The organism is Armatimonas sp., assembly GCF_964826245.1.
The window spans coordinates 1-9,155 of record NZ_CBAYMC010000181.1; the positions used below are offsets into that span (position 1 = coordinate 1).

The window sequence follows — 9,155 nt, forward strand, 5'->3', positions numbered from 1 at the left end:
TGGCTCCCCAACTTTGAGCCGCTCAATAGAGGGCAGCTTCTCGGCGAGATAGGTCTCCACAAGCTGATCCAGCGGGCCGCAGGTGAGGCCCATGTCATGCTTGCCGCGCAGGCCTAGCAGCGCCACAGGCTTGCCGTCACGGACGGCAAACTCTGCCGTGTCCTGCATCCAGACATCCGACGCATGGGCAGGGTCGTTGGCGATGGCATGCACCGGCACTGGCGAGAGCCGTTTGAGTGCCTCGACCAGTGGCTGTGTACGCGGCGTCTCCACCACAAAGAGTGCCTCGACAGTGTCCAAAGACGAGCAGAGAAGAACGGGAGAAGGCATGAACGGGATTGTACCCGCAGGAATCACGGCGTGTTACGGCGAAGAAGAGGGCATGACAAAGATTCCAGTTTGTTTACAGATGTACACGGTTCGCGACGATGCCCAGCGCGACTTGGTGGGAACTCTGGCCTATGTGGCGAGCCTTGGCTATCAGGGTGTGGAACTGGCGGGCTACGCGGGCAAGACTGCAGAAGAGTATAAAGCGCTTCTCGATGCCAATAACCTGCGAGCCATTGGGGCGCATGTTGGGGTAGATGTCGTGACAGGCAAGCCCGACCAGGCGATCGCTGAGGCTCGGCTCTTTGGCTACGACTATGTGATCGTCCCCTGGATCGGCAAGCCCTACACCGAGTCTCTAGCGGGCTACGCCAAGCTCGGGGCGGAGCTGAGTGCGATTGCTCCGGTGTACGCCGACGCGGGCCTGACACTCTGCTACCACAACCATGCTTTTGAGTTTGATCTCTCGGAAGGCGGCAAGACGGGCCTGGATGTTCTCTTTGAGTCCGCTCCAAGCCTTCAGGCCGAGCTCGACACGTTCTGGATTAAAAAAGGCGGTCAGGACATTGCGGATTATTTAACACGGCTCTCCGGGCGTGTCCCGCTGGTGCACCTGAAAGACATGGACAGCGACGGCAGCTTTGCGCCTGTCGGAGCCGGAACCGTAGACTATCCTGCACTCTTCGCCGCGGCAGAAGCGGCAGGGACGAAGTTCTACATGGTGGAGCAGGATAGCTGTCAGGCACCGCTCACGCCTCTGGAGTCCATTAAGATCAGTATCGAGAACCTCAAGGCTTGGGGCAAGGTTTAGGTACCCGATGCGCCTTGTCGGCTGGGTTGGTTTAGTGGTCTGTAGTATCGGACTACTTATTGACCTGGCTGCCTATCATAATCTGAGCCGAGTGGGGGCAGGAGCGGAGCTTGCCGATGTCCTCCGGACACTCTTTTGGGGGATGGCACTCTTTCCGATTGGGGGGAATCTGTGCCTGGTACTATTGCGACGAAGCAAGTGATTCTTTTCCGTGATATACTTGAAAAATCCTTGACACACCTTTGACTCAGGAACTTTTGTGTCAAAGGTATTGTCTAACGAGATGTCTTTTCATTTGTTTCTAAACAGAAAAGCACCCCCAAAACCATTATGATGACACCTGATTCTCCAACTTCGCCGCGCCGGCGACAAGATATTCTTAATCGTGTACGACAACGACAGACACTTCGCCAACCTCTCTCTACCGATGAAATTCTTCAAGCAGAGCAGCAGATGTTTGCAGAAGATGAAGTTTACGTTCCTCAGCTTCTTCAGGCCTATGCCCTCTTGCAGGGAAATGCGCCGACTGAGGAACTTCCGAGCTTCATTCGTGAGCCAGAGACTCTCCCGACATTCCAAACACCTCCTCCTACTCCCGTAGCGCCACCGCGTGTCGTCCCTGCGACGGTGGCGGCCCCCGTCGCGCAGCGTGATAACGTCCTTAAGCCGCCTCCTGCAGGCAAAGAACCAACGGAGTTTGACCGTCACCACAATGCCATGCGGCTCTATGTCATTCAGCAGTTTGAGGAAGGCAAGAAGTCCCGTGAGATTGCCGCGCTGATCGGAATCACGCCGCATAAGTTAACACGCTGGTACAACCAGGTCAAAGAGCTTCCCGCGACCATGCACCTTTGGATTCCGCTGATAGATGAAGACGAAGTAAAAGCCAAGGAGAGTGCTCCTGCGAAGCCTGTCGAGCAGCCTCAACCCGAGCCTGTGGTGGTCGTGAGAGCCCCACGTGCTGTTGAGCCTAGCCGAGAAGCCGTTAAAGCAGCCCGGCGTGCGCTCCGCAACGCGGCTAAAAACACGCAGGTGGCTCGGGATCGGGAAGAAGTCGCAGCATGGATTCGTGAGAACACGGAGCCACAAGAGGACTCCGCCGTGGCGAGCCGACTCGCTGCGCTTGCCTTCCATCGCCAGGAGTGGAGCCTGTCTCGGATCAGCCGCGCTCTGGATCTAGATGTCTCGACCATCAGTCGCTGGATGACCCGTGCACGTCAGGCTGAGCAAGCCGAAGAAGCACTCCAGAAGGGGATGGACAAGCGCCGTGCTGAACAAAAGCTCCGCGATGAGCAAAAACTCTTGGCAGACGTGAAGGCAAAACCGGTTCGAAGACCACAGCCCCGGCCTAAAGTGGCTCTCCCGCGGCCCATCGCCCCGCTCTCCGCGATGGCAAAGCGCTCCGTGGGAATGCTGAACGCGATCTTAGAACAAGCGGAGAGGGACGACAACGGAACCGTTTGCCTTATGGTTGCCTCCGCCATTGAGCGAGAGCGCGTGATGGCTGCCCTCTCCATGCTCGATGTCGAGGCAGGGCGACCTAAGGCAAACGGCAAGGGTTTTTCGATTCCACTACCGCCTGAGGAAGCGAGCTACCTTAGGCGGATGCTCGCACAGGGCTAGGCCCCTAGGCCTCAGCGGGTTCTTCTTTCAGGGCGGCTTTGATGCTCTCGGAGTAGCCACACTCTTTGTTGGCACACGCGATCCCCGTCAGTCGCCCTTTAAAGACTTTCTCATGCAACAAGCCCTCGCACTGAGGGCACTTGCGGTCGGTGAGGGGCTTGCCCGGGAGAGCGGTCTTGCAGGCAGGGTACTGATTACAGGAGTAGAAGACCCCGCTCCGGCTTCGCTTCTCCACAAACTCGCCCTTGCCACACGCAAAGCACTTGACCCCCGTAGACTCGGCGGCAGGCTTGTCTTTGTGGATGTACTTACACTCCGGGTAGCCAGGGCAGGCAAGAAACTTCCCAAAGCGCCCCGTCTTCTCGACCAAGAGGCGGCTACAGTTGGGGCAGGGGATCTCTGAGACCACAGGCTCTGCCACCGGAGCAGCCTCACCGTCAGCTCCTTCAGCGGCGAGCTTCTCGCTGTACTTACAGTCCGGGTAGCCTGAGCAGGAGATAAACTTTCCGTAGCGGCTAAATTTCTCCACAAGTGCCTTGCCACACTCAGGGCAGGCGCGACCAGTGTCTTTAGCGAACTTGCCCATGGTCTCATCGGCAGCCTTCAAGGCGATGGCAAAGGGCTCGTAGAACTCCTTGAGCAGCGCGATCCGGGTGTCCTTACCTTCCTCGATCGCGTCTAAGCGCTCCTCCATTCCTGCGGTAAAGTGTACATCGAGGATCTGGGGGAAGGCTTGAACCAGTAGATCGGTGACGACATTACCTAGGTCTGTGGGCTGAAATTTCTTCTCATTCAGCGCCACGTAGCCACGGTCCTGGATGGTCGAGATGATCGAGGCGTAGGTACTGGGGCGACCAATGCCTTGCTCCTCCATCGCCTTGACCAGAGTTGCTTCCGTGAAGCGTGGCGGGGGCTCGGTGAAGTGCTGCTTGGGCAGGAGCTTGAGCAGATCCAGCGGCATGCCCTCGTTGAGCGGCGGAAGCGGTGGCTTCTCGTCATCGTCCACTTGCGCTGGATTGTCCTTGCCTTCATTGTAGACCCGCAGGAAGCCGTCGAACTTGATCGTGGAGCCGGTTGCTCGGAACGTGTACTTTGCCGCTTCAATATCGGCTTGTACGACATCCATCACAGCGGGCGACATCTGCGACGCAATAAAGCGCAGCCAGATCAGGCGGTAGAGCTTGTACTGGTCGGCATTGAGGCGCGTCTTGATGCTATCGGGCTCTCGGGTGATGTAGGTCGGGCGAATCGCTTCGTGGGCATCCTGTGCGGCGTTCTTGGACTTGTAGACATTGAACTTCTCAGGCGCGTAGGGCTTGCCAAAGTTTTCGATAATGTACTCTTTTGCTGCCGCCTGTGCCTCGCCCGCGACGCGTGTTGAGTCGGTACGCATGTAGGTAATGAGACCCACGGTACCTGCATCGCCGCCCAAGTCAATGCCTTCGTAGAGCTGCTGCGCCACCGTCATGGTGCGCTTACTGGAAAATCCAAGCTTGCGCGCCGCTTCTTGCTGGATCGTGGACGTAATAAACGGGGCATAGGCACGTCGCTGCCGCTCGGACTTCTTGACCTTGGCGACCGTCCAGGGGGCGCTCTCGACCGCCCGCAAGACCGCCATGGTCTCGTCCTCAGTCTTAATCTCGAGCTTCTTGCCCTCGAAGCCCACTAAGTTGGCATCGAAAGCCTGCTTCTTGCCGGTCTGGGGCGCAAGGTTGGCGGTAAGGCTCCAGTACTCCACGGGCACAAACGCTAAAATCTCACGCTCACGGTCGCAGATCAGGCGCACGGCCACGGACTGTACACGGCCTGCGGAGAGATCTTTGCGCACTTTTTTCCAAAGCAGAGGGCTGATCTTGTAGCCGACTAGTCTATCTAGCGTCCGGCGTGTCTCTTGGGCCTCTACTTTATCTTGATTGATCTCACGGGGATTGGCAAGCGCTAAGTTCACCGCCGACTTGGTGATCTCATTAAAGACGATGCGCTTGATCTTCGCTTTAGGCAGCTTCAGTGCCTGCGCGATGTGCCACGAGATCGCCTCTCCCTCACGGTCAGGGTCGGAGGCCAGGTAGATGGTGTCACAGCCCTTGGCCGCCGCCGCGAGCTTTCCAAGCACGTCTTTACGGTCCGTCAGTGGCTCGTAGGTGAGTGCGAAGTCGTTTTCAATGTCCACGGACAACTTTGACTTGGGCAGGTCACGGACATGGCCCATGCTGGCCTCGACTTTGTAGTCGGGGCCAAGAAAACCCTTGATGGTCTTGGTCTTAGCCGGTGATTCGACGATAATGAGCGATCTTGCCATATTTTATTCCTGAGGGGGACGCCGCCGATTGTATCGTGGTGGCTCACCCCTTCGCAACGAGAGTGTACAATCCTATTGCTATTATGGTTCCCAGCCCCGAGTTTTACTGGCATACCACGCCGCTCCAATTTCTCCCTGAGATTCTTACGGAGGGAGCACTCCGCGCCTCTGCCCACCCGCGCCCCACGGCACTCTCGCGGCGACGAAAGCTAGGGCTAGAGAGCTATGTCCATCTCTCGTTTTCCTCACAAACCCCACTTTTGGCCGACAAGCTCCCGCGTGGCTATCCGCATGCGCTTCTTGCTTTCTCGCCTGAGATTAGTCAGCTCACTGGCGCGGCGTACCTAAAGTACAACACCAAGCGCTGGGCACACCGAGAAGAGTTTATCCCAATCACGGACCCCACGGAAAAACAGGCCTTTCTTATCGAGTGGCGCACGGGTCGCTACCCCTCCGCGGAGCTTCTCATTCCCGAGCGGCTCTTGCTAACCCACGCCGCCGCGCTGGTTTTCGCCTCGCAAGCCGAAGCCGACTGGCTCACAAGCCTCTCTCTGCCTACTCCTCCGATTACCATCGCCCCGGAAAGGTTCCCCTCGGGGCCAATTCCTGACCTCACACTTCTGTGGGAGTGGCGTGAGAGTTGTGAGCGAGCGGGTGCGCTCTTGCCGCCGCCCGACTTGCCGTTTGACTGATCCCCCTGACTCCCGCCGGGGGGGGCTTATCGATGGTACGCCTCGCCGCGGTTGATCTTGAAGGCGCGGTAGAGCTGCTCCACTAAGACGACTCTCGCGAGTGGGTGAGGGAGGGTCATCGGGCCAAACGAGAGCAAGAAGCTGGCACGAGAGCGGACGGCATCGCTGAGGCCGTTGGCTCCGCCGATGAGAAACAGTAAGTGGCTCTCGCCCTCGGTGCAGACCTGCTCGATCTTGGCTGCCAGCGCCTCGGAGGCCAGTGCCTTTCCGGTTCCATCGCAGGCCACGACCCAGCCGCGCTCGGGGATTTTGGCAAGCAGGCGCTCGCCCTCTTTCTCCGAGTTGGCACGGGTGTCTTCCTCAACCTCGATCAGCGCAAAGGAACTGGTCTGGCCCCCAAGCCGCTTGACATACTCCGCGATGGCGTCTTTCCAGTACGTCTCGCGCAGCTTCCCGACACAGAGCACGGTGACCTGGGGACGTGCGGCCACTACTCGCTGCTCTCGCCAGGGAGGGGCGGCATGTTGGCAATTGAGATCACGCGCCAGTGCGGCTCGGTGTAGATTAGGTTGTGGCGGCGCGTCTCTTTTCGCATCACCAGAGTGAGCTGGTTGCCACCCCAGAGCGTCTCGCTACCGTCACCGAGCACCGAGGCTGCCGTAAAGACCACCCGCTGGTCGGGGTTGCCATCGGCGGAGGGAAGCACGCGGGGTGGTGCCACTCTCACGTCGTAGCGTACTCCCTGCCCACTGCGCTTTGCCTGGGTGAGCAGAAGCTGCATCCGTGCTTTATTCATCATCCCGCTCTTGAAGTCGTTGGAGATCAAGTCCATCATGGACGAGACTCTCCCCGCTTGAGCGTAGTCCGCAGCCTCTTGCAGCGACTCCGCGATCTGAAGCTCCGGTGTCGCTGCCGGGCGCGGCGCGAGTGACCAGATACCCGCTGCGACGAGCAGCAGGGCACACACCACCAGAACTAGCTTACTCACTTTACTCATGGGAATTTCTCCTTATCATTATAAACGGCGTTGCGGTAAAATAGATGCGATGAAGACGCTAACACGACGAACTGTTTTGCGGGGCGCGGGTGTCGCGCTTGCCCTGCCCGCTTTTGAGGCGCTGGCTCAGACCACGGCGAAGTCGCCGAATCGCTTGGCGGTGCTCTACATGCCCAACGGGGTGAACCCCTTTGCGTGGACACCCAAAGGCAATGGAAGTCAGTTTGAGCTCTCAGAGATTCTTGCGCCTCTTGCTGCCGTCAAGGACGATATCCTCGTTCTCACGGAGCTGATGAACCATGGCTCGATCACGGGTGATGGACACTACTACAAGATCGCGCCGTTTCTGACCGGCACCACGATCGCCAAGACGACCGGGGCCAATCTCAATGCGGGGGGCATCTCGATAGACCAGCTTATCGCACAGAAGCTCGGCAACCTCACCCCGCTGCCATCGCTGGAGCTCTCCGTAGACCCTCCGACGACCTATGTGGATACCAATGTCGGCCTGACCGCGCTCTACGGCTCGCATATCTCCTGGAGCACGCCCACGACGCCCGTCTCGCGGGAGATCAATCCCCAAGCCGCTTTTGACCGTCTTTTCCGCCAGGGGCAGAGCGGAAAGGGCGTGAGCGCCAGTGACAAGTCCGTGCTAGACTCGGTGCTCGACGATGCGAGTGGCCTCAAGAAAAAGATCAGCGCCGCAGATCGCCTCAAGCTCGAAGAGTATCTAGATGCCGTGCGTGCCGTCGAGAAGCGTATCGCCTTCGATGCCGCTCGCCGCAAGGGCTCCGTCTTGGACGATCCCATTCTGCGTGCGGAGTCTGAGAAACTCGACAAGCGCATTAAAGACTGGTACGCCGTTCCCGGCGATAAGCGGCCTCTAGACCACACGGAGCAAGTGCGGATCATGCTGGATCTGATGGTACTGGGCTTCTGGTCGGACTCCACGCGTGTCTCCACGTTCCTCTTCGGCAACGAAGTCTCCGGGCGCAACTTCGGCTTCCTGCCCGGTGTCCACGGTGGCCACCACGAGTACAGCCACCATGAAAACAACGCCGAAAAACTCGATGCCTACAAAAAAATCGGGATCTGGCACCTGGCCCAGTACGGCTACATGCTCCAGCGCATGAAAGCCATCAAAGACGGTGAGGGCACGCTGCTCGACAATAGCATGGTGCTCTTCGGAAGTGGCATCAAAGATGGCAATGCGCACAGCCCCTACAACCTGCCACTCGTGCTCGGCGGGCGCGGCGGCAACACGCTCTCCACAGGTCGCCACCTGACCTACGCTAAGAATACTCCGCTCTGCAACCTCCACCTCGGTCTCCTGCGCCGCATGGGGGTTCCGCTAGAGCGCTTTGGAGACAGCACCGGCGAGCTCAAAGGCCTTAGCGACAAAGACTTCGCGGGTCTTGCGGGCTGATGTGAAATAGGATGAGATGAAGGTTGTAACTCGGCCTACGGGGGGATCACTATCCGCGCAACAGCTCGTTTCCCTGCCTTCGCCCACACAGGGAGAGCGATAGGGTGGGTGTTGGTGCCCCGCGTGCTATACTTCTCCCGACATGAAGCTTCCGCTGCGCTCTCTTCTTCCCCTCGGCACTCTTTTCGTTCTGCTCGCTGCCTGGTTTTTTGCGGCGAGCCGTGGCTGGCTGGTTCGTCCCACCGGACCCGGCACGCAGATCGGGCTGTTTCCCTCCCCAACGGAGGCACTGGCCGGGTTTTCGGAAGCATCGCGCGACGGTCGCCTTCTCAAAGACACGCTGGCCTCTCTGGCGCGTGTGCTGGTTGCCTATGTTTTGAGTGTGGGGTTGGGAGTGCCCCTCGGGCTCTGGCTGGGCCGTTGGGTGGCGGCTCGTGAGGCGCTGCTTCCTGTCCTGAACTTTCTTCGTGCGCTCTCGCCGCTGGCCTGGATTCCGTTTGCGGTTCTATGGCTCGGGACAGGGGACACGACCGTGGTTTTTCTGATCTTACTTGCCGCGCTCCCTCCGGTGGCCGTTACCACTGTCGCTGCCGTCGTGGCCGTTCCTCGTGTCTACTTCCGGGTTGCAGAAGACTATGGGCTCCGTGGACTGCGGCTTTTCTCCCAGGTGCTCTTTCCCGCCATCATGCCGCAGCTGGTGACCATGCTACGGGTAACCATGGGGCTCTGCTGGCTGGTTCTCGTGGCGGCGGAGATGATCGCCGGAGACCGTGGGGTGGGGTTTCTGATCCAGGATGCCAACCAGGCACTCCGCCCGGATCTTATCTTGGTGGGGATGCTGGTGATCGGAGTGCTGGGGATCACCTTTGACCGCTTGCTGATGCTTCTCACCAAAGTGCCGTCGCTGCGCTGGGGGTGGGAGCGATGAGCGCGTTAGAGCTACGAGGCGTTGGGCATACGTTTGGGGGCTTGGAAGTGCT

10 protein-coding genes are annotated in these 9,155 nt (G+C 59.0%); 6 read left to right on the plus strand and 4 right to left on the minus strand.

All coding sequences use genetic code 11. The features are described from left to right. A partial coding sequence (locus AC1XOS_RS15935) for a hypothetical protein (RefSeq protein ID WP_481963211.1) occupies positions 1-330 on the minus strand: 330 nt, incomplete at its 3' end. Here AC1XOS_RS15935 and AC1XOS_RS15940 point away from each other — a divergent pair. The 3 genes from AC1XOS_RS15940 (at position 329) to AC1XOS_RS15950 (ending at position 2,761) form a co-directional block, all read left to right on the plus strand. Continuing rightward, the gene (locus AC1XOS_RS15940; protein WP_481963212.1) at positions 329-1,138 is read left to right on the plus strand and encodes a sugar phosphate isomerase/epimerase family protein; all 810 of its coding nucleotides are present in this window, start codon (positions 329-331) and stop codon (positions 1,136-1,138) included. The genes AC1XOS_RS15935 and AC1XOS_RS15940 overlap by 2 nt on opposite strands. A gap of 7 nt (positions 1,139-1,145) precedes the next feature. After that, positions 1,146-1,340 (plus strand): hypothetical protein, encoded by a 195-nt coding sequence (locus AC1XOS_RS15945; protein WP_481963213.1) that lies wholly within the window; start codon positions 1,146-1,148, stop codon positions 1,338-1,340. A 251-nt stretch (positions 1,341-1,591) separates the two neighbouring features. After that, positions 1,592-2,761, plus strand: coding sequence for a hypothetical protein (locus AC1XOS_RS15950; RefSeq protein WP_481963214.1), 1,170 nt, complete (start codon positions 1,592-1,594; stop codon positions 2,759-2,761). 4 nt (positions 2,762-2,765) lie between these two features. Here AC1XOS_RS15950 and topA read toward each other — a convergent pair whose 3' ends face one another. Then, on the minus strand, positions 2,766-5,060 hold the full coding sequence (gene topA, locus AC1XOS_RS15955) for a type I DNA topoisomerase (RefSeq protein ID WP_481963215.1): 2,295 nt from the start codon (positions 5,058-5,060) through the stop codon (positions 2,766-2,768). An 83-nt stretch (positions 5,061-5,143) separates the two neighbouring features. Here topA and AC1XOS_RS15960 point away from each other — a divergent pair, with 83 nt between their 5' ends. Continuing rightward, positions 5,144-5,752, plus strand: coding sequence for a hypothetical protein (locus AC1XOS_RS15960; RefSeq protein WP_481963216.1), 609 nt, complete (start codon positions 5,144-5,146; stop codon positions 5,750-5,752). Between the two features lie 26 nt (positions 5,753-5,778). On the opposite strand, the gene AC1XOS_RS15965 is transcribed toward AC1XOS_RS15960, so the two are convergent. Continuing rightward, positions 5,779-6,243: a 23S rRNA (pseudouridine(1915)-N(3))-methyltransferase RlmH gene (locus AC1XOS_RS15965; RefSeq protein WP_481963217.1), complete on the minus strand. Its 465-nt coding sequence runs from the start codon at positions 6,241-6,243 to the stop codon at positions 5,779-5,781. Beyond that, positions 6,243-6,749 carry a hypothetical protein gene (locus AC1XOS_RS15970; protein WP_481963218.1) on the minus strand — a complete coding sequence of 169 codons (507 nt, stop codon included), beginning with the start codon at positions 6,747-6,749 and terminating at the stop codon, positions 6,243-6,245. The genes AC1XOS_RS15965 and AC1XOS_RS15970 overlap by 1 nt, the downstream gene beginning before the upstream one ends. Positions 6,750-6,798: 49 nt before the next feature. On the opposite strand from AC1XOS_RS15970, the gene AC1XOS_RS15975 reads away from it, so the two are divergent. Together AC1XOS_RS15975 and AC1XOS_RS15980 are read left to right on the plus strand one after the other, a co-directional pair. Further along, positions 6,799-8,175, plus strand: a complete 1,377-nt coding sequence (locus AC1XOS_RS15975) for a DUF1552 domain-containing protein (RefSeq protein WP_481963219.1) — start codon at positions 6,799-6,801, stop codon at positions 8,173-8,175. A 142-nt stretch (positions 8,176-8,317) separates the two neighbouring features. Beyond that, positions 8,318-9,103 carry an ABC transporter permease gene (locus AC1XOS_RS15980; protein WP_481963220.1) on the plus strand — a complete coding sequence of 262 codons (786 nt, stop codon included), beginning with the start codon at positions 8,318-8,320 and terminating at the stop codon, positions 9,101-9,103. Positions 9,104-9,155: the final 52 nt, after the last annotated feature.

Bases quoted from the DNA above. Each gene is read 5' to 3' on its own strand.
- AC1XOS_RS15960 (WP_481963216.1), top strand. From the start codon at position 5,144: ATGGTTCCCAGCCCCGAGTTTTACTGGCATACCACGCCGCTCCAATTT.
- AC1XOS_RS15975 (WP_481963219.1), top strand. From the start codon at position 6,799: ATGAAGACGCTAACACGACGAACTGTTTTGCGGGGCGCGGGTGTCGCG.
- AC1XOS_RS15950 (WP_481963214.1), top strand. From the start codon at position 1,592: ATGTTTGCAGAAGATGAAGTTTACGTTCCTCAGCTTCTTCAGGCCTAT.
- AC1XOS_RS15970 (WP_481963218.1), bottom strand. From the start codon at position 6,749: ATGAGTAAAGTGAGTAAGCTAGTTCTGGTGGTGTGTGCCCTGCTGCTC.
- AC1XOS_RS15940 (WP_481963212.1), top strand. From the start codon at position 329: ATGAACGGGATTGTACCCGCAGGAATCACGGCGTGTTACGGCGAAGAA.
- topA (WP_481963215.1), bottom strand. From the start codon at position 5,060: ATGGCAAGATCGCTCATTATCGTCGAATCACCGGCTAAGACCAAGACC.
- AC1XOS_RS15945 (WP_481963213.1), top strand. From the start codon at position 1,146: ATGCGCCTTGTCGGCTGGGTTGGTTTAGTGGTCTGTAGTATCGGACTA.
- AC1XOS_RS15980 (WP_481963220.1), top strand. From the start codon at position 8,318: ATGAAGCTTCCGCTGCGCTCTCTTCTTCCCCTCGGCACTCTTTTCGTT.